The sequence below is a fragment of the Microcoleus sp. CAWBG27 genome (assembly GCF_020883145.1).
Classification (GTDB): Bacteria; Cyanobacteriota; Cyanobacteriia; order Cyanobacteriales; family Microcoleaceae; genus Microcoleus.
Window position 1 is genome coordinate 1 of record NZ_JAHREU010000041.1, and the last position, 21,257, is coordinate 21,257.

General features: G+C 47.4%; 10 protein-coding genes. 5 read left to right on the plus strand and 5 right to left on the minus strand.

Features of this window, described 5'->3' with window-relative positions:
- The first annotated feature begins 301 nt into the window (after positions 1 to 301).
- From QZ938_RS20905 to QZ938_RS20915, 3 genes are all read left to right on the plus strand, one after another.
- On the plus strand, positions 302 to 5,812 hold the full coding sequence (locus tag QZ938_RS20905; RefSeq protein WP_293353136.1) for a PAS domain S-box protein: 5,511 nt from the start codon (positions 302 to 304) through the stop codon (positions 5,810 to 5,812).
- 702 nt (positions 5,813 to 6,514) lie between these two features.
- The gene (locus tag QZ938_RS20910) at positions 6,515 to 11,137 is read left to right on the plus strand and encodes an ATP-binding protein (protein ID WP_293353134.1); all 4,623 of its coding nucleotides are present in this window, start codon (positions 6,515 to 6,517) and stop codon (positions 11,135 to 11,137) included.
- A gap of 115 nt (positions 11,138 to 11,252) precedes the next feature.
- Positions 11,253 to 12,596, plus strand: a complete 1,344-nt coding sequence (locus QZ938_RS20915; protein WP_293153200.1) for a response regulator — start codon at positions 11,253 to 11,255, stop codon at positions 12,594 to 12,596.
- A gap of 295 nt (positions 12,597 to 12,891) precedes the next feature.
- On the opposite strand, the gene QZ938_RS20920 is transcribed toward QZ938_RS20915, so the two are convergent.
- Complete coding sequence (locus QZ938_RS20920; protein WP_293353132.1) at positions 12,892 to 13,431, minus strand: GIY-YIG nuclease family protein; 540 nt, start codon at positions 13,429 to 13,431, stop codon at positions 12,892 to 12,894.
- Between the two features lie 195 nt (positions 13,432 to 13,626).
- On the minus strand, positions 13,627 to 13,953 hold the full coding sequence (locus QZ938_RS20925) for a hypothetical protein (RefSeq protein WP_293153206.1): 327 nt from the start codon (positions 13,951 to 13,953) through the stop codon (positions 13,627 to 13,629).
- Between the two features lie 628 nt (positions 13,954 to 14,581).
- Here QZ938_RS20925 and QZ938_RS20930 point away from each other — a divergent pair.
- Positions 14,582 to 15,379, plus strand: a complete 798-nt coding sequence (locus tag QZ938_RS20930) for a hypothetical protein (protein WP_293353130.1) — start codon at positions 14,582 to 14,584, stop codon at positions 15,377 to 15,379.
- Between the two features lie 242 nt (positions 15,380 to 15,621).
- Here QZ938_RS20930 and QZ938_RS20935 read toward each other — a convergent pair whose 3' ends face one another.
- The 3 genes from QZ938_RS20935 to QZ938_RS20945 all read right to left on the minus strand — a co-directional run bounded on the left by QZ938_RS20935 (position 15,622) and on the right by QZ938_RS20945 (position 18,379).
- Positions 15,622 to 16,446, minus strand: a complete 825-nt coding sequence (locus tag QZ938_RS20935; protein ID WP_293353128.1) for a sulfite exporter TauE/SafE family protein — start codon at positions 16,444 to 16,446, stop codon at positions 15,622 to 15,624.
- A gap of 176 nt (positions 16,447 to 16,622) precedes the next feature.
- Positions 16,623 to 17,468, minus strand: coding sequence for a pentapeptide repeat-containing protein (locus tag QZ938_RS20940; protein ID WP_293353126.1), 846 nt, complete (start codon positions 17,466 to 17,468; stop codon positions 16,623 to 16,625).
- Between the two features lie 167 nt (positions 17,469 to 17,635).
- On the minus strand, positions 17,636 to 18,379 hold the full coding sequence (locus QZ938_RS20945) for a transposase (RefSeq protein ID WP_293153215.1): 744 nt from the start codon (positions 18,377 to 18,379) through the stop codon (positions 17,636 to 17,638).
- Between the two features lie 540 nt (positions 18,380 to 18,919).
- Between QZ938_RS20945 and ilvD the strand changes: the two genes are divergently transcribed.
- Positions 18,920 to 20,605, plus strand: a complete 1,686-nt coding sequence (ilvD, locus tag QZ938_RS20950; protein WP_293353122.1) for a dihydroxy-acid dehydratase — start codon at positions 18,920 to 18,922, stop codon at positions 20,603 to 20,605.
- Positions 20,606 to 21,257: the final 652 nt, after the last annotated feature.

Genomic DNA, 21,257 nt, shown 5'->3' on the forward strand with positions numbered 1-21,257 from the left:
GGAGAATGGGAGAGGGGGAGAGGGGGAGAATGGGAGAGGGGGAGAGGGGGAGAATGGGAGATTTTTTTTATTCCCTTTGACTGACAACTATCAACTATCAACTGACAACTATCAACTGTCAACTATCAACTGTCAACTGTCAACTGTTAACTGACTTTTGCAAATCTATCTGTGGGAAGATGGCACGGCGCCGACAAATGTGGTTTGTTATAGAAAAAACACATAATTTTTTTTAACCATGTTGTTTTATAGGCACAAACAGAAATAGTGCGATCGCGCCATCGCTACAGGTCAAAAAAAAATGAGTCGGTTTCAGGTCTTGCCCTTACCCATTAAATCTTACAGCATTGCTACATTTACCGCAGGCACGGCCTTACTGCTGACAACTCTGTTACTGTTTGCACTTCAGGCAACTCCTGCAATCTTGCTGCTTGCCACTGCAATGGTTGGCGGCTGGTATGCTGGTTTAAAGTCCGCAGAACAAGAACTAGAAATAGAACGCCAGATTATTTCAAAAGTAACTGATACCACAGCTTGCTTGATTGTAGTTCTCGACAGTCGAGGACGGATTGTTCGCTTCAACCAAGCTTGCGAAAAAACCACAGGCTACTCGGCAGCCGAAGTTCTGGATAAATATGTTTGGGATCTGTTCTTGATTCCCGAAGAAGTTGAGGCAGCCCAAACAGTTTTTGCTAATCTAAACGCAGAAGTTGTTTACAGCGAATATCAAAACTATTGGCGCACTAAAAATGGCGACAAGCGCTTCATTTCTTGGTCGAATACAGTGATGCTGGGTATTGATGGCTTGGTAGAATATGCGATCGCAAGCGGTATCGATATTACCGATCGCAAATTAGCAGAAATAGCCCTGGCTTCATCCTACACTAAGCTAGAAAACCGCGTCCAACAGCGCACGGCTGAGCTAACAGTAGCTAAAGAAGCGCTGCAAGCTCAAGAAGAACGATTTCGCTGTTTGAGTTCCTGTTCGCCTGTGGGAATTTTCATGGCAGATTTTGAGGGGCGCTACACCTATGCAAACCCTCGCACTCAGGCAATTTGCGGCTTGAGTTTGGCAGAACTTTTAGGAGATGGTTGGGAGAATTGCATTCACCCGGAAGACTGCGATCGCGTATTGAGCCGATGGCTGGATTATACTCGGGAACCTGGGGAATATGCGATCGAGTATCGCCTGCAAACAGCAGAGGGGATTGTGCGCTGGATTAATGTTGGTTCGGCGCCGATGTTCTCCGACTGTGGGGAACTCATCGGACACGTGGGCACGGTGCGAGATGTTACTGAAAGACAGCAAACACAAGCAGCTTTGTCTAGCAGCGAACAGCAACTGAGAACGCTGCTAGAAAATACGCCCGATGTGATTATCCGCACCGATAAAGAACTGCGTTATATTTATGTCAACGAAGCAGTTGCTAGAAGTCAAGGAAAACCAATTTCATTCTTTTTGGGAAAAACCAGCCAAGAGATAGGAATGCCGCCGGAACTTTGCCAGAGGTGGGATGAAACTCTCCGCAAAGTGTTAGAAACTGGTCGAGAAGAAATCATCGAATTTCAGGCTTACTCAACCGACGGCATCAGAAGTTATCAATCTCGCGTAGTTCCAGAGTTTGACAAAGACGGCGTACCAGAATCGGCGTTAATTGTTGCCCGCGATATCACAGAACTCAAACTTACAGAAAGTCAAAGATTGCAGTTGGCAACCGAGCAAGCAGCCCGAGAAAAAGCCCAAATAGAACAGCAGCGATCGGCATTTTTAGCAGAAGTTAGCAAAATTTTGGCTGCTGCGTTTGACGGAGAAACAGTGCTGCAAAATGTCGCTGAATTAGCAGTTAATTCTGTTGCTGACGGGTGCTGCATTCATTTGACCGAAACTGACTCAAAAGTCCGCAAAGTCGCTGTGGCTCACGCAGAAGCCTCTACGGTTGATACGATTAATAAGTTGAGAGTTTGCAGCCCGATCGCCGATCGCGCTGTTAACGGCTATCCGCTAGTAATTCGCACCGGCCAATCCCAACTAATTGCCGAAGTGGATGAGGAGATTTTAGGAGAAACAGCCGAAAATGCAGCAGAAATTGAAATGTTGCAATCGCTCAATATCGGATCTTACGCTTGCGTACCGCTGAAGGCGCGCGGGCGGGTAATGGGTGCGATCAGTTGCTTTACCTCAAAGTTGGGGCGCCGCTACAGTGCAGAAGATATGGCAATGCTAGAAGATTTAGCATACCGCGTGGCGATCGCCCTGGACAACGCCAGACTTTATGCAGAAGCGCAGCAAGCACTAGCTCAAACATCGCAATCCTTCGCCTTAATTGACTCGCTGTTAGAAGCATCTCCCCTAGCGATTTGCTTTCTCGATCGCGAAATGCGCTTCATCCGCATCAACCAAGTATTAGCAGAACTCAACGGTTTGTCAGCCCAACAGCATCTCGGTCAAGACTACCGTCAATTGTTGCCAGAATCCGCAGCCAATTTTGCACCAATAATTCAGCAAGTTCTAGAAACCGGCGAACCTGTTTTAAATGTAGAAGTCAGCGGCGAACATGGGGGAAGACCCGGATATTTCGGCTACTGGCTCGCCAACTACTACCCGGTGAAAAATGAAAGGGGAGAAATCATCGGCGCTGGCATAATTATCGCAGATGTTACCGCAGCCAAACAAACAGAATTAGCTTTGCGGGAAAGTGAAACGCGCTTCCGCAGCGTGGTAGATTCTAACATGATCGGCATCGGTTTTTGGGAGGCAGGCGGCGCAATTACTGAAGCTAATAACGCCTTGCTGGACATGATTGGATATACGAGAGAAGACTTAATTTCAGGAAGAATCCACTGGAGCAATATCACGCCGCCGGAATACGCAGAACTCGATCGCGCAGCCCTCGCCCAAGTCGCAGCATCAGGAAGTTGCGAGCCTTTTGAAAAAGAATACATCCGCAAAGACGGCACGCGCTTCCCAGTTTTTGTCGGCGCCGGACACTTGCAAGGATGCACAGACAAAGGATCGTTCTTCGTGGTCGATATCACCGATCGCAAACAAGCTCAAAACCAGATCCGAGAAAACGAAATTCGCATTCGCAACCAACTAGCAGAACTCGACTTAGTTTACAACACCACACCAGTCGGGCTGTGCTTTCTCGATACCAATTTGCGCTACATCCGCATGAACGAATTCCTGGCTGCGATCAACGGCCGCGCGATCGCAGATCACATCGGGCGCACCGTCAGAGAAGCGATACCGGAACTTGCCGATCTGGTAGAGCCGATTTACCGCCAAGTGCTGGCTACGCAAACCCCCGTACTCGATATGGAACTTAAGGCCGAAACCCTTCAACAGCCGGGAGTTGTGCGGGATTGGCAAGTCAGCTTTTACCCCGTGATCGATGAATCGGGAACGCTGTTGGGAGTCAGCACCGTGGTTGCCGAAATCACCGATCGCAACCAAGCAAAACGGGTAATCCAGCAAAGTGAAGCTTTATTCCGGCGACTGTTAGACTCAAATATTTTCGGAGTCGCGATCGGCGATTTTACCGGCCGCATCGCCTACGCCAACGACTCCCTGCTCAACATGGTGGGCTATACTCGCTTAGACGTACTCTCCGGTCAAATGCGGTGGGACAATATGACCCCCTCCGAATACCTCCACCTCGACGCCCGGGCGGCCGGGGAACTGCGGGCGTCGGGAGTCGCAACTCCTTTTAAGAAAGAGTACATCCGCAAAGATGGCAGTCGGGTGCCGGTGCTGATGGGCGCGACGACTTTGTGCCCTGACAAGGCCGAACCGGAGACGATCGTCGGATTCTACATTGACTTGACCGAAATCTCGCGGGTGGAAGCAGAACTCAAAAACAATCAACAACGGCTGCAAATCGCTCAGCAAGCAGGCAAAATCGGAACTTTTGAATGGAACGTCCAAACAGGAGAACTCGCCTGTACGCCGGAGTTAGAGGCTTTGTACGGGCTGTCGGCCGGCGGTTTCCAGAGCAGCTATCAAAATTTGCTGGCAATGGTGCATCCAGACGATCGCACTTTCACCGAACAGCAGGTACAGGCTGCGGCGACTTCCGGCGAGGAATTAAACATCGAGTTCCGCATCTGCCGCCCCGACAGCAGCATCGGCTGGATTGCTTGCAGGGCTAGGGTATTTCAGGACGATCGCGGTTTGCCCCTGCGAACGATCGGCGTGAACGTCGATATCACCGATCGCAAACAAGCAGAAGAAGCGCGATCGCAAATCAATCAAACTTTGGAAGCCTTGATCCAGGCTTGTCCCCTGGGAATTACCGTTTTGGGCGCCGACGACGGGATTGTGAAAATGTGGAACCCAGCCGCTGAGAGGATTTTTGGCTGGCCAGAATCAGAAGTGGTAGGTAAATTTTTGCCCAGCGTTCCCCCAGACAAGCGGGAGGAATTCAGGGCGAACTTGAAAGGAATTCGCGCCGGAAATGCGATCGCCGGAGTGGAAACCCAGCGCCAAAGAAAAGACGGCACTTCGATCGATATCGGTTTGTGGGCAACTCCTGTCCGCGACGCCAAGGGTAACATTAACTGTATGTCGATCGTCGCCGACATCAGCGATCGCAAGCAAGTCGAGGCAGAACTCGCTCAGTTGCTCGATCGCGAACAAGCCGCGCGGGCAGAAGCAGAAGCCATCAACCGCCGGAAAGACGAGTTTCTAGCCACTCTTTCCCACGAACTGCGGACACCTTTAAACGCAATTCTGGGTTGGGCCCAAATGCTCCGCACCCGCCCGTACACACCAGATTCTTTAGCCTGCGGTTTAGAAGCGATCGAGCGTCAGTCCAGGGTGCAAACGCAGCTAGTCGAAGATTTGCTCGATGTTTCCCGGATTATTCAAGGCAAGCTGGTTCTAAAACCCGGCTGGTTCGTCATGACAAAGACGATCGAAGTTGCCCTCAATTGTGTCAGTTTCGCCGCTCAGGCTAAGTCTGTGACTGTTTCCTCGGAATTTGACCCCGCAGTCAGTTTGATGTGGGGCGACGCCCAGAGGTTGCAGCAGGTAGTCTCGAATTTGCTGACTAACGCCGTCAAGTTTACGCCATCCGGGGGAACTGTCCAACTGCGTTTGTCTGCGGTAGCTGTTGCTAATTCCCCATCACCTAATTACGTACAAATTATTGTCAGCGATACCGGCAAAGGCATTTCTCCTGAGTTTTTGCCCTACGTGTTCGATCGCTTCCGACAAGCAGATGGCTCAATTACTAAGGCTTACGGGGGTTTGGGACTGGGATTGGCGATCGTCCGGCACTTGGTGGAACTCCACGGCGGCACTGTACGCGCCGAAAGTCCCGGAGAGGGACTCGGGGCGACATTTACAGTAATGCTGCCCCTGAAACAGCGTCGGAGTCAGCAGCCGCAGTTGAGAGAAGAAAGGCAATTAGCTGCCGTGAGTCCTGGTATTTTGGCTGGTTTAAAGGTGTTGGTAGTTGATGACGAACCCGACAACCGCGAGTTTTTGGTTTTGGCGCTGAAACAGTTGGGGGCTCTGGCGATGGCTGCTGCTTCAGCCCAAGAGGCGATCGACATTTTACAGCAGTCGCCGCCGGATATTTTAGTCAGCGACATCGGGATGCCGGTTGAGGATGGCTACTCGTTAATCCGCAAAGTGCGATCGTCCGAATCTGACAAAATCAAGCGCTTGGCCGCTGTGGCGCTGACAGCTTATGCTAGCGAACAAGACCGGCATCGGGCGATCGAGGCCGGTTACGACGAACACTTAGCAAAGCCGATCGATTCTGCTCGATTCGCCACAGTTTTAGCTCAGTTAAAAACCTTAAACTAACAGAAGGCACGTAGTTGCGATGAAAGCGCTCTTAGGTACGTAGTTGCGATGAAAGCGCTCCGAAAGGCACGTAGTTGCGATGAAAGCGCTCCGAAAGGTACGTAGTTGCGCTTGAGCGCTCCGAAAGGTACGTAGTTGCGCTTGAGCGCTCCGAAAGGTACGTAGTTGCGCTTGAGCGCTCTGAAAGGTACGTAGTTGCGCTTGAGCGCTCCGAAAGGTACGTAGTTGCGCTTGAGCGCTCCGAAAGGCACGTAGTTGCGCTTGAGCGCTCCGAAAGGTACGTAGTTGCGCTTGAGCGCTCCGAAAGGTACGTAGTTGCGCTTGAGCGCTCTGAAAGGTACGTAGTTGCGATGAAAGCGCTCCGAAAGGTACGTAGTTGCGATGAAAGCGCTCCGAAAGGTACGTAGTTGCGATGAAAGCGCTCTGAGCTTATATATAACCAAGAGCGCTTAAGCGCAACTACATACCTAAATCAAGAGCGCTTAAGCGCAACTACATACCTCAATCAAGAGCGCTTAAGCGCAACTACATACCTAAATCAAGAGCGCTTAAGCGCAACTACATACCTAAATCAAGAGCGCTTAAGCGCAACTACATACCTAAATCAAGAGCGCTTAAGCGCAACTACATACCTAGAAATTAACCTCGCAGAAGACTGCAACAGTTAAAATTCGATCGCCAGCCCAACTCCTCGATCGCGTCATGCTCATTAATCCCCTCAACCGCCCAACCGCCGAAATTTTCAGCAAACCTCGCCTGGGAACAGTTGTGATTGTTCCCTTTGTGTTGCTAACAGTCAGCGCCGTCGGGCTAGTGGGTTATCTTTCTTTCAAAAGCAGCCGGGAATCCGTCGAGGATCTAGCACAGCAGTTAATGGAACAAGTAGGAGAGCGAATTGGCGATCGGCTCACCAACTACCTCAACGCCCCCCAGAACGCCGTAGCAGCCAACCGTCTAGCAGTAGAACAAGGAATGCTGAACCTCAACAACACTCAGCAACTGCGACAGAAACTTTGGCAGCAAATAATCCTCAACCCCACACTGCAATCGAGCTTTTTTGTCAATGAGCGAGGAGAACAAATTGGGTACGGGCGCCTGATGAGCGAGGAATTTGTGCAACAAGTCACAAAAGTGACAGGAGAGAAATTCTCAGTCGGTACGCGTTTTTTTGGCAGCATGAAAAGTACCGACCTGGGTAAAATGAAATACTACTCGGTTGACTCCAAAGGCAATCCCCTAAAACTGCTCTATAGCATCCCTATGGATAACCGCGAAACTGCTTGGTTTCGCCACGCCAAAGCCTCCAACAAACAAACTTGGTCGCCAATTGTTGTTTTCAACGTTATGCCGAAGTTAGGAATTGTTGCGGTGTCTCCCATCAAGGATGCTGCTGGCAAATGGCGGGGGGTTTTTACTTCAAATTATGGGCTGTCGGCAATTAGCAGTTTTCTCGATCGCCTCTACTTCCCTAAATCGGGACAGACCTTTATTATGGAGCGATCGGGCAATCTGGTTGCTACATCCACCCTAGAAACGCCCTTTGTCAAGCAAGGAAAACAGCCACCGACGCGATTGCTAGCCACCAACAGCCAGGATACCCGCACCCGAGACATTGCTCGGCAACTCACCAACCGCTTTGCCAACTTGAGTTCGCTGGATAGAGCTCAGCAATTTACCATGACGAGCAACGGATCTCCGCAGTTTGTCAGCGTCGCTCCCTATGGAGATGCCTATGGCTTGGATTGGTTGATTGTGGTGGTGGTGCCAGAGTCGGATTTCATGGCTCGCATTCAAGCAAATACCTACAATACATTGTACTTGTGTGCAGGTACGCTGGTGTTGGCGATCGCGATCGGATTGTTGACTGCCCGTTGGCTAACACAACGCATTTTGCGCTTGAATACCGCCGCCAAAAATTTAGGAAAAGGAGAATGGCATCGACCTTTAGAAATTAGACGCTTCGATGAACTCGGAGACCTCACCAGTTCCTTCAATCTGATGGCAGTGCAACTGCAACAGGCTTTTTCCGAACAAAAATCTTTAACACAAGCTTTAGCGCAAAGCGAGAGCCAACTCAAGCAATTTCTGGAAGCCATACCAGCGGGGATATCTATCCACGATGCCTCGGGTAAAGTCGTCTATTTAAACCAAACTGCCAAGCATTTGATCGGCGTACAAAATATTCCCGATGCGACCTTAGAAGAAATGGCAGAAGTTTATCAACTCTACTACGAAAACCAGCTTTGTCCAACTGAAAAATTTCCGGCCTTCCGAGCACTGCGGGGCGAAACGTTGCTCGTTGAGGATTTAGAAATTCATCGATATGGGGAAATTATTAAGCTTGAGGTGCGCGCCACACCAATTTTCGATACAGGCGGCAAGATTATTTATGCCATCAATACTTTTACTGACATCTCAGGGCGCAAACAATCTGAAAAACTATTAACTGACTACAATCGCACTTTAGCCGCCGAAGTTGCGGAACGTACTGCTGACCTAGCTCTGGCTAACGAACTATTAAATGATGAAGTTGCAGAGCGCAAGTTGATAGAACAAAAACTTGACAGTTCTACTCAAAGAATTCTGAAAATTTTTGAGTCAATTGCAGATATTATACTAATTTTAGAATTACCAGAAAAAACAATTCAAGTTATACCTACTAAGGGAATTTTTCAAGACAACGATCAGACAGATCAGCTCGACTCCATCCTAGAACAAATTTTTAATGAGAGCTCCCAAGACATTTATTTCACTCAAGTTCGAGAGGCATTAGAAACCCAGCAAACTATAAATTTTGATTACAGGATGCAGATTAACAACCAAGAAGTTTGGTTTGCTGCTAAAATTTCGCCATTGTCCGATCGCTCTGTGGTTTGGGTGGCCAGGGACATTAGCGATCGCCAGTTGGCAGAAGCCCGACTGCTGGAAGCCCAAAAAATTGCCAGGATTGGCAGTTGGGAACACGATATAGCCCAAGCAACAAGCACTTGGAGTGAAGAACTCTATCGTATGTTCGAGATCGAACCGACTCAAAAACCCGTAGCAACCCCAGAATTAGTCGAGCGTTTTCATCCCGAAGATCGATCGCCCTATCTGACAATGCTCCAGGAGAGAGCGATTAATAAAAAAAGCTTTGAACTCGATCTGCGACTGATCCGCAGAGATGGCTCGCTCACTTACATAGAAGTGAGAGGGAAACCCGTTTTTGATAGAAAAGGGCAGTTGATCCGTTGGTTCGGCACTGTCTTGGATATTACCGCTTACAAACAAGCCGAAGCAGCTTTGCGAGAAAGCGCCCAGCGGGAACAAGCAATCGGGCGCAGCATCGATCGCATCCGTCAGTCCTTAGATATTGATACCATATTCCAAACCACAACCTCAGAATTGCGAGAAACACTCAAATGCGATCGAGTCGCTATCTATCGTTTTAATCCAGATTGGAGTGGCGAATTTGTTGCCGAGTCAATGGGGGAGGGCTGGATATCTGTGATACAACAATTGGACGAACTTAATTTACCAAACAATCTCGCCACCGACTTTCGCTGTGCGGCGACAAACTTACAAGCCTGCGGTGAAGGAGTACGAGATACCTACCTACAAAAAAATCAAGGCGGTATCTACGATATAGGTGTTTGTTACCGCATGGTTGAAGACATATACACTGCTGGATTTAGTCCTTGTTACGTGGAAGTGTTAGAGCAATTTCAAGCCAGAGCCTACATTATTTGCCCCATATTCTGCGGCAGTCAACTTTGGGGTTTGCTCGCCAGCTATCAAAATTCTGGGCCCCGCACTTGGCGCGCAGCAGAAATCAATATTGCGCTGCAAATTAGCACTCAACTCGAAGTCGCCTTACAACAAGCTCAATTGCTCGAAGCCACTCAACAGCAAGCCGTAGAACTCCAACAAGCCGCCTTAGCAGCAGAAGCAGCCAACCTCGCCAAAAGCACTTTTCTGGCCAACATGAGCCACGAATTACGCACCCCTCTTAACTCAATTCTGGGATTCTCCCAATTGATGCAGCGATCCGCCAACCTCAACCGCGAACAACAGGAAAATATCGGCATCATCAACCGCAGCGGAGAACACTTGCTAAGTCTGATCAATCAAATATTAGATTTAGCCAAAATAGAGGCAGGACGCATTACACTCAACCCAACAGACTTTCAATTAAGCAGACTGCTAAACGAGGTGGAAGAGATGTTCCAACTTCAGGCGCGCGAGCAACAATTGGAGTTAATATTTAGCTACTCTAGGAATATTCCAGAATATTTGCACGCCGATCAAGTTAAGTTGCGCCAAGTTTTAATTAATCTGCTTTCTAACGCCATTAAGTTTACGAAGGAGGGAGGCATTGCAGTAAGAGTAAGTTCGGTAATTGAACAGGAAAATCAGCAATTACCAATCAATTACAAATTACATTTTGAAATAGAAGATACAGGCTGCGGCATGACTCCCGATGAGTTAGATCAGCTTTTTCAAGCCTTTGTCCAAACCAAAACAGGAAAAACATCTCAGCAGGGAACCGGTTTGGGGCTGGCCATCAGCCAACACTTTGTCAAGCTGATGGGCGACATCATTACTGTACGCAGTAAAGTAGGACACGGGACTACCTTCGCCTTTGATATCCCCGTCAGCGCAGTTGAGGCGGCGGCGATTGAACCGGTACAGCCGTCGCGTCGGGCGATCGCCCTAGAATCCAACCAACCGCGCTATCGTATATTGATTGTGGACGATCGCGAGGACAACCGCCAACTGCTACTCAAAATCCTTGCAACCTTTGACTTTGAGCTCAAAGAAGCCTGTAATGGTGTAGAAGCCATTGAAGTGTGGACGAGTTTTGAGCCGGACTTAATTTTTATGGATATGTGGATGCCCGTAATGGATGGAGGTGAAGCCACGCAACGCATTAAAGCCACCGTTAAAGGTGAAACTACCGTCATTATTGCCGTGAGTGCCGCTAACGCCGAAGAAGCGCGAAGTGTTACTGTATCAAATGATTGGGATGACTTTATCCACAAACCCTTTCGAGAGACAGACATCTTTGCCACCCTCCACAAACATCTCGGAGTGCGTTACATTTACGATGAACCGGAGAGTGTGCCGGAGCCAACTCAAATCGAGGCTCCGACTCCAGAAAACGTTGCAGCTTTACCAACGGATTGGCTGACAGCTTTAGAAAAAGCCACTATTGAGTGCGATTTAGAGCTGATTCTCAGTCAAATAGAGCAAATTCGCGATCGAAATGACCCATTAGCTAGCGCTCTCGCCGCCTTAGCTAACGAGTTTCAGTTCAATCAAATACTAGCTCTCATCCGTCCCTAAACCAAATAAAAATGATATTAGATCGGGTTCGTAGTGAGGACTTTAGTCCTCATCAAACTTTGAGGACTAAAGTCCGAACGATCAAACCTACAAAGGTTATTTTACCAGACTAGATATGAATTACGAAGCAACTCCCGTCTTAAAAGGGAATATTTTAATTGTTGATGATGTTCCCAATAATTTGCACCTTCTAGCTAAAATACTATCGAGGCATGGCTACAAAACACGCACTGCACCCGACGGTCAACTAGCCCTAAGGTCGATCGAATCAACACCTCCTGACTTGATTTTGCTGGACATCATGATGCCCAGTATGGACGGCTACACAGTCTGCAAAGTATTGAAAGCTTCTGCCACCACCAAAGACATTCCCGTCATTTTTATCAGCGCTTTAAATGAAGTGTTAGATAAAGTCAAAGCCTTTGAAGTTGGCGGTGTAGATTATATCACAAAACCTTTTCAGGAACAAGAAGTTTTGGCGCGCGTCTCAAATCAACTCTTGCAGCGCCAGTTGTTGCAGCAAACACAATCCTACGCGCAGCAACTCGAAGAAACTTTAACTGAACTCAAGAAGACTCAATCTCAGTTAATACAGAAGGAAAAAATGGCTTCTTTAGGGCAACTAGCCGCAGGGATTGCTCACGAAATCAACAATCCAGTCAACTTTATCTCCGGCAATATTACTATGGCTGCTGACTATGCACAAGACTTGGTTCGCCTCATCAAATTATACCGACATTACTACCCGCATCCCGTGGCAGAAATTGTCGGCGAATTGGAAAAAATTCAACCCGAATTCATTGCAGATGATTATCCAAAACTGCTAAGTTCGATGAAAGAAGGTACTTCTCGAATTAGCGAGATTGTGCTGTCTTTTCGCAACTTCTCCCGCCTGGGTCAAGAAAAGTGCAAGCCAGTGGATATTCATGAAGGCATTGACAATACTTTAGTTATTTTGCAACACCGCCTCAAAGGAGCCAACAATATCGGTGAGATTGAAGTGAGAAAACACTACAGTAAACTGCCAAAAATCACCTGTTATGCCAGTCTATTAAATCAGGTATTTATGAATCTGCTAATCAATGCTATTGATGCGCTGGAATCTCAACCTTATCCCCGAAAAATTACCATCAGCACTTCAGTAAGTTCAGATTCAGAACCTGCGTTGTACAATCCAAATTCAAACTTGGCAACTCAAAAGTCTCAGTCCGTTATGATTTTAATTGCCGATAACGGTTGCGGGATTTGCGAGGCAGTGCGCCACCGGATATTTGACCCATTTTTTACTACCAAGCCTGTCGGCAGGGGTACTGGATTGGGCTTGGCAATCAGTCACGATATTATAGTAGAAAAACATGGAGGTAAAATCAGTTGTATTTCGATTCCCGGTGGGGGAACAGAGTTCATTTTGCAGATTCCGATATCTGTTCAATGTGACGTATTAAATGTTAACATTTAAAGATGAAATATCGTAGGGAAACGGCACTATTTTTCAAGGTATGTAGTTGCGCTTCAGCGCTCTTTATAATACAATAGTAATCTTCAAGGTACGTAGTTGCGCTTCAGCGCTCTTTATAATACAATACGGTTCAGTTAAGGCTTTTGGACGAATTTCCGATCGCGATTTTATAGGCGATACAGGCATTTCTAGAAACTCAGATTGTTCTTAAGTCAACCGTATTGCTTTATAATCTTAAGAAAGAGCGCTGAAGCGCAACTACGTACCTCCCGGTTGGCAGTCAGGACTATTGTAGTTACTTCAAATCCAGCAAGCCGCTAGTTTTTAGCTTTGGATTAAACCGGATTTCTTCAGTTACACCGCGAGATTTGAGCAGCGCTAAAATTTCATTTTCCACGCGGCGAGCTACATTTTTCAACAATTTATCTTTGGCAAGTTCATCGGCGACAATACCTTCATAATTTGCTACTTCTTGCGAAGTCATGACAGTTTTGGTGTCAATGGGATCGTTCCACTTGGTAGCATCGGCACCGTTTCCCTGGGGCTGGGAACCGTTTTCGGCAATCCAACTCTCTCGGATGCTTTCTAGAATAGTGCGGCTGGGCTTGTCGATAGTTTGGACTTTCAGCCAGTAGCAGTTGTGCGGTTGGCGCACCAGATACTGTTTGAGGCTGAGGTAAATATCGCGAGAATAGCCGACAAATTGCAGCACTTTCCGATCGTCAAAAATCGCGCAAACGCCGATTTTTCCCTGCACGAACTCCGGCAATTTTCCCTCAGCATCAATGTAGGGAATAAATTCTAAACTAGCTAAATTCTGAATCTCTTCTGTCATTTTTTGTGAATAGTCGATCGTAAATTATTCCTACCGTTTACCTGCATTTCTAGCAATCTCCAAGACGGTTATAACACATTCGACTGCGCGAGCGTGCATCGCGGTTTTAATCGCTGAAACCATTGCTATTATTGCATATTCCTTCTTCCTTCTTCCTTCTTCCTTCTTCCTTCTTCCTTCTTCCTTCTTCTTTACCTAATTCTTGAAAACGCGATAAACGGCACAGAGGCGGCTGGGTTTAAATATTTTGGCTTGAAACATGAAATTAGGCGGGACGTTGACGATCGCAAAATCGATCGATTCGTGATACTTTTCAAATTCCGCAGGCATTCCCTTGGGCGTCTCGCTGCTGTAAGGGACTGGCTGAAAAAGTAACTCGGCAAACTCAATCCGCGAGCACTGCAATTGTATCGCTACTTGTTGGAGAAAGCTTTCACCTGTTAGTGAATGGAAGAGTGCGGCTTTAGCATCCGGTTCTAGGACAAAACTGCTATCATAGCTTTCAATAATCTTGAGACCCATTTTCTGTATACTCCTGACAGACGGCGGTTAACGGTTGTCGGTTAACTTTTAGGCGATCGACATATCCTGAATTTTACCTGAGACTGGCCGTGTTGAAAGCAAAAATTATTCAGCAGAGCTGCCGATAGAAATATGATAATCCCGAAATTTTGACCAGAAAACTAGACGCAAGCCCCCGGCTTGAGACGTGGGGATTAGTCGGTCTGCGGTTTTAACCGCCAGTAAATATTGTATTTGGGGACTAAGCATGGTAATGTAATTGGGTGAGTATGAATAACCGTCTGCGCGTTGAATCATCCTAGTACGGAGAAATCCCGGCAACTCAGATATCCGGCTAGAACCGGAATACTTAGAAAGGGCAAATAATGGCAGGTTGAGGAGCGTACCTATCTGGCTTGTGATGGACTCCCAAAGCAAAAGAAAAACTAAAAGTAAGCCCAACTGCAACACCTCTAGTATTGGTAGTTGATTTGAAGGGTCTAGGGGGATATTTGCCTATCCCTTCCAAGTTCGGCTTGGAGAATCCCCCGGCGACCGCCGTGGGGAGTGTCAAAAATAGCCCTGATTTATTTGCCGATCGCTCTTATCATGTCGGTATCGCAATCTATCAGACTACGACTAAAAGGCTATGCAGAAGATCGAAGACGCATCATTCCCCACGATGAGAATTTCCCCAAACCAGCAGGATTGGCTAGAATTGGCAGAATACGCCTCTATTGCCGGTTCAGCGATTGGCACCATTGCTGCGGGATTGTCGGGGCAAATTCTCTACGCTGCCGCCCCGCTAACCGCAGCACTCTCGCTGAATCTCGCCAATCGCCAGCGTTTTGAGCAAAAAATCCAACAAAAGGCAAATTCTGCCATCGCAGAGGTACAGGCCGTAGCAGAAGCTCGATCGCAGCAAGTTCAGAAACTACCTGGAGAACTTACCAAACTTGATTCTACCGTCTCCGACTTAAAACAAAAACTCGGTATTTTGGAATCCGGCGCCATCGCCGACATACAAGCTGCGGTAGCCGCACTCGAACGCCAAGCGCAGGCACTTCCTGCCGATTCTCAAGAACTCTACAGCATCCTGTCCAATTTGCAGGAAAAACTCCGCATTCTGGAAAATAGCGCCCTCAGAGAGCATGATTGGGAAAATGTCAACGTCCGATTTTTGTTGCTAGACGAGAAGTTAACTGAGGTTAGAACTATTACAGCAGAGTTGCAGGAGCGATCGAACGAAGTAGACTTGGATCGAATCCAAGGTTCTTTGAAGCAATTGCAGGATTTGCTCGATCGACCGACAATAGACACAGCGACGCTGCAAACCGAGATTCAGCACTTGCAGGAGCAAGTTTCCGAGTTGCAGCGGCAAAATCAAGAAATTGTCAAGCCTTATTTGCTGCGCTTGACTCGCGCCGTCAAGAAACTTAGTCAGTAGTCATTGGTTATTGGTTGTTTGTTATTGGTTGTTTGTTATTTGCCTTGTCTTGTGGCTTTGCTGCCAATAACCGATCGCAAATAATCTCAGATACGCTCAATTACCGATAAGAAAAAATGTTTGTAGTGAGGACTTTAGTCCTTGATTTATGAGGACTAAAGTCCTCACTACGAACTAATTTTATAGTCTGATAGCGGAGACTATCTAACCCTTGCAAATAACTAATAACAAATAACTAATAACTAATAACGAAACTTTTGCCAAGCCTGCCAGAAAATATAGATTGATAAAATTGCTAAGAGCGATCGAAATGCTAAACTAATAGTGCGATCGGACAATCTCGGCAAAAACCTGGTGCTGATTTGCGCTCCCAACAAACCGCCAGCGCCTAGAATCAACCCCACAACCCACAAAACATTCCCGCGCGCCGCGTGTCCCGCCGTCGCCGAAATTGCCGTAATCACGATGACGCCCAAACTCGTTTGAATTGCCTTTTTAATGCTTTCCCCTAACAGCAAAATTTGCAAGGGAACCATAATCACGCCGCCGCCTACGCCGAACAAACCTGCCAATAAACCGGCAGCACTGCCTGTCGCAATTTTAGCAAAAGTTGGATTAAATAAAATATTTGAATTATTTGAGAATTGGGAACTGGGAATTGAGCCTGATTCTTCCCCTTCTTCTTCCGCTTTCTTAGCAGTCAGGCGCTTGCGAACTTCAATCAAATAAATATTCAGCCACAACAACAACCCAAAAGTAACTAACAGCAAATAAGGAGGAAATATCCCCGCCAAATAAGCACCAATTTGTGCTGTGATGACGGCGGGAAATCCGATGCCTGCGACTTGACTCAAGTTGAGATAGCCCATACGCCAATTCTGGATGCTGCCAGAAAGAGCCGTAATTACGATCGACAAACCGCTAGTAGCAACCGCTTGCACCGGAGCATACTTGAGAGCCACCAACAACGGCACGAGCACCGTACCGCCGCCGATACCCAAAAAACCAGCTAGAATACCGGCAAAAAGTCCGGCCGCACCCAGAATCAATAATTCGCTGACATTCATTATATCAAGTCCCGTTAATTGCTTATAAAACCTGTACGGGCATAGGGCATTGGGCATAGGGAATTGGGCATGGGCATGGTCGGACAAAAGTATGATAACTATTCAACCGGACATGATATTAGTCAGTAGTTCAGTAGTTAACAGTCAACAGTCAACAGTCAACAGTCAACAGTTAACTATTGAGAGTCATTAGTGGCGCCGTCAGGCATAATTGCCCGCCTCAAATCTGCATCGCGGAAGTTAGTTCGATTGAGATTAGCATCAATCAAAACCGCTTCCACCAAAACAGCCCCGCTCAAATTAGACCAACACAGCTTCGCCCGGTACAAATTAGCACCGCTCAAGTTAGCACCGCGCAGAGTTGACCAACTCATATTGGCAACTCTCAAATTAGCATTGCTCAGATTAGCTTCGCTAAGATTAGCTCCAACCATCGTGACTTGGCGCAAGTCTGCACCAGTCAGGTTGGCCCCGCTCAGCATCGCCCCACTGAGAATTGCCTGAGTCAGATTGGCTCTTTCTAAAAGCGAATCGCTGAGGATAGCATTTGTCAGGTTTACGGCTTTGAGAGTTGACCAACTCAAATTGGCCTTCATCAAATTAGTGCGAATCATACTAGCTTCGGTTAAGTTAGCCGCAAACAAATTCGCTTCGGTAAAGTTGGCTTCTGTCAAATTTGCTTCCGTCAAATTTGCCTTAGTCATGTTGACTTCTCTCGCCATTGAGCCGCGGAGGTTTGCTCCCACCAGGTTAGCCCCGCTGAGATTGGCGCGGGTCAAATCGGTACCGATGAGATTTGCTTCGGTGAGGTTGGCTTCCGTCATGTCCACCCCACCCAATTTCACCTCGCGCAAGTTCGCTCCCGTCAGGTTAGCGCCTTTGAGGTTTGCGTTTTGGAAATTCGCTCGGGTAAAATTAGCCTCGCTGAGGTTTGCCCCTTTTAAGTCGGCTCCCGCGAGGTTAATCTCTCGAAAAGTTCTTTCTCCGGCCGCATATTGCCTCAGAATTCGATCGGCCTCCATGTCATTCGCCTCGCAATTTTTGTTTCAAACGTTAGAGTGATGGGTTTTGCCACACACATCATCCCACTTGACATACTCCCTGACTATCAGATGCAGGGATTCCAAGAATTAATTCTTAGATTTTCTGCTTTTTAGCAACTGCCCTTCAGAAGTGTTTCTATCGGGTCTTACGTTCGCTCTCGCGTACTGACCGCGACTTTCAAACTGTCTTTATATCTATTGTTAGGTGCTTTTTGCTGATAATTCAAAGCCTTCTGCACTCTACACAATTTACGATTCTTAGCTTGAAAAGTTTTAGAATTACCAAATTTTGCACCTGTACTTAATGTAATCAAGTTGGTAATATCTAAGTCGATCTCTATTTGATTAGAAGATGCAGGTGATGGTTCAAGATCGACATCCACCAACAGAGAAACAGTCCATCTTCCCGGTGGTGAAAAATTCACCGTAACAGTAGATTGTTCAACACAGGAAGAAATCTCTCTGATCCCATAAATATTTAATGGCTCGGAAAATTTAGGTAAAAATACTTGGCTATCTTTCAACCGAAAAGTAGCTTTCGTATATTCAGCAGTGCCACCATTCTGTTGCTTTTTGAAGTTCGGGTATTTTGCCCGACCTGCAAAGAAGTTGGTAAATGCTGTTTGGAGGTGTTGCCATCCCTGTTGGAGTGGGACGTTGCTAACTTCCGTTAAAAACCGTAAATCTTCTTGTTTTTTCGATTGAGCCAGCATTACATTAGTTTCCACATACCTTACTCGTTCTTGTCGATCGCACCCAGCCTCTGTGGTAGTGGCGACGGCACAATTGTAGACAAGACGCGGGCCACCCACAGTCTGCCTCAACAGGGATTCCTGTTCGGACGTTGGGTAAAAGCGGTACTTGAATGCTCTCTGTGTCATGTGTTGCATTATAGAATCTATTCTGTAAATATTACGGTTTAATTAAGCCATCCTAGAAAGACGGGGTTTTAAAATCCAATTTGTCGATCGCCACGGTATTGTGCCTGCACAATTGTAATCTCGGTATAATTTTTGCACTGTGCTGTCGTGATAATACTGTGCAGATACTCCAAGCCCGGAGAGTTCCACTCCCAAGTGGTCTGACAAATATCAACGCTTCTGAGAAAATCAAAAATAGCGTAAAACTCTCAGCACTGGGCAATCAGTCGATTTCAGATTTTAGATTATAGGTTTACTTCACAGATTCATCACCGGATCTGGAACTTTGGTCTAAAATTAGAGCTCACCAGGACGATTGTCGGGGGCTTATATCCGTTTTTGGGCGGAGCGAACAGGCAGTAGCAAAGACAGAGCTAAGGCTAAAAAATGGTTGGACGCGCGGATTACAGCGGTAAAGCGTAAACTGCACACCCTACTAAATATAGAGGTTTTGCGTCCCGAACCGAAACAAAAACAGACAACACAACAACAGACAAAGGAAGTTTGAGAATGCCTGAAAATTTAAGAAGCCAAGCCGTGACTGGGGGCGTGCAGCGCGCACCCAACCGAGCAATGCTGCGCGCCGTGGGTTTTGGCGACGGCGATTTCACTAAGCCCATTGTGGGGATTGCTAACGGCTACAGCACTATTACGCCCTGCAATATGGGATTGAATGAACTGGCGCTGCGCGCGACTGCGGGTGCAAAAGAAGCTGGCGCGATGCCCCAGATGTTCGGTACGATTACGATCAGCGACGGAATCTCGATGGGAACTGAAGGGATGAAATATTCTCTGGTATCGAGAGATGTGATTGCAGATTCGATCGAAACTGTTTGCAACGGTCAAAGTATGGACGGCGTGCTGGCTGTGGGCGGTTGCGACAAGAATATGCCGGGGGCGATGATTGCGATCGCCCGCATGAACATTCCTGCTATTTTTGTTTACGGTGGCACGATCAAACCGGGACACCACAACGGACGCGATTTAACCGTGGTGAGCGCTTTTGAAGCTGTCGGTCAATTCAGTGCGGGCAAAATTGACGAAACAGAGCTCAATGCAGTGGAACAAAAAGCTTGTCCCGGTGCGGGTTCCTGCGGCGGAATGTACACGGCAAATACGATGTCCAGTGCTTTTGAAGCAATGGGAATGAGTTTGCCCTATTCTTCGACAATGGCTGCGGAAGATGCCGAAAAAGCCGACAGCGCTGAGGAATCTGCAAAAGTTGTCGTAGAAGCGATTCGCAAACAGTTGTTACCGAGCCAAATTTTAACTCGCAAAGCCTTTGAAAATGCGATCGCCACAATTATGGCGATCGGCGGTTCAACCAACGCCGTATTACACTTATTGGCTATTTCAAATGCGATCGGCGTTGAGTTGTGCCTCGACGATTTTGAAACAATTAGAGCCAAAGTACCCGTATTGTGCGATCTCAAACCAAGCGGCAAATACGTAGCAACCGACTTGCACAAAGCCGGCGGCATTCCTCAAGTAATGAAAATGCTTTTGGAACGCGGATTGCTCCACGGAGATGCGCTGACAATTACAGGTCAAACAATTGCCGAATCCCTATCAGATATTCCCAGCGAACCCCGCGCCGATCAAGATGTAATTCGGCCTTGGAACAATCCGATGTACGCCCAAGGACATTTAGCAATTCTTCGCGGCAATCTGGCAACAGAAGGATCGGTTGCTAAAATTACAGGCGTTAAAAAACCGCAAATCACCGGCCCAGCGCGGGTATTTGAATCCGAAGAAAACTGTTTAGCTGCAATTTTGGCTGGCAAAATTCAAGCCGGAGATGTCATTGTCATCCGGTACGAAGGGCCCAAAGGCGGGCCGGGAATGCGCGAAATGCTAGCACCAACTTCGGCAATTATTGGCGCAGGTTTAGGCGATTCTGTCGGGTTAATTACTGACGGCCGCTTTTCCGGCGGAACCTACGGCATGGTTGTCGGTCACGTTGCACCCGAGGCGCAAGTTGGCGGCACAATTGCTCTGGTAAATGAGGGCGATTCGATTACGATCGATGCTACCAATCGCTTGTTGCAGCTCAATGTTGATGATGCAGAATTAGAGCGGCGGCGCGCTCTTTGGCAAGCTCCTAAACCCCGATATACTAAGGGTGTTTTGGCTAAATACGCCAAGTTGGTTTCTTCTAGCAGTGTCGGCGCTGTAACTGATTTGGGTTTGGGTTAGAAGAAAACCTATTTTTAACCGCAGATGAATGCAGATAAACGCAGATGAAATCCCATCAGCGTTCATCTGTGTTCATCCGCTGATATCTGCGGTTAAAATTCTAATCTAGTTAAGGTATAGCCTTTCGAGAACCTATAGGATGTACTCGTGGGCGTAGGCCAAACCGGGCATAGAGTATAGGCCTCCGGGAGCATAAGCTGTTGAGCATTTAAAATGGTATTGTAGGGTGGGTCAGTTTTAAGGCGTTTCCCATGTATAGTCAGTGTTGTAGCTGACGCACCCTACGTAAATAGTTAGTGGTTTAAATGCTCCACAGCTTAGCTCACCATGCTTGAGAACCGCTACATACATATGTGCGCTCCCTCCGCTAGCTAACATAATCGTCCTCGGAAGTGGCCTTTGCTGAATCCTTCAGTCTCACCGTCGGTCAAATGTTCAGTTGGCTGACTCAGTAGCGTAACCTCAATCTATGAAGGATTTTTTAACCGCAGAGGCCGCAGAGGGCGCAGAGGTAGAGAAGAGAGAGCTCTCTACGGATTTGGTTTGAGCGAATGTGCGATCGATCGCTTATACTGGAGTATCTGGTTGTCAGCTTTTCAAGGATGAGAGGACTAAAGTCCTCACTACAAACTTAATTATGATTATTTAATCG

Bases quoted from the DNA above. Each gene is read 5' to 3' on its own strand.
- QZ938_RS20905 (WP_293353136.1), top strand. From the start codon at position 302: ATGAGTCGGTTTCAGGTCTTGCCCTTACCCATTAAATCTTACAGCATT.
- QZ938_RS20910 (WP_293353134.1), top strand. From the start codon at position 6,515: ATGCTCATTAATCCCCTCAACCGCCCAACCGCCGAAATTTTCAGCAAA.
- QZ938_RS20915 (WP_293153200.1), top strand. From the start codon at position 11,253: ATGAATTACGAAGCAACTCCCGTCTTAAAAGGGAATATTTTAATTGTT.
- QZ938_RS20920 (WP_293353132.1), bottom strand. From the start codon at position 13,431: ATGACAGAAGAGATTCAGAATTTAGCTAGTTTAGAATTTATTCCCTAC.
- QZ938_RS20925 (WP_293153206.1), bottom strand. From the start codon at position 13,953: ATGGGTCTCAAGATTATTGAAAGCTATGATAGCAGTTTTGTCCTAGAA.
- QZ938_RS20930 (WP_293353130.1), top strand. From the start codon at position 14,582: ATGCAGAAGATCGAAGACGCATCATTCCCCACGATGAGAATTTCCCCA.
- QZ938_RS20935 (WP_293353128.1), bottom strand. From the start codon at position 16,446: ATGAATGTCAGCGAATTATTGATTCTGGGTGCGGCCGGACTTTTTGCC.
- QZ938_RS20940 (WP_293353126.1), bottom strand. From the start codon at position 17,468: ATGGAGGCCGATCGAATTCTGAGGCAATATGCGGCCGGAGAAAGAACT.
- QZ938_RS20945 (WP_293153215.1), bottom strand. From the start codon at position 18,379: ATGCAACACATGACACAGAGAGCATTCAAGTACCGCTTTTACCCAACG.
- ilvD (WP_293353122.1), top strand. From the start codon at position 18,920: ATGCCTGAAAATTTAAGAAGCCAAGCCGTGACTGGGGGCGTGCAGCGC.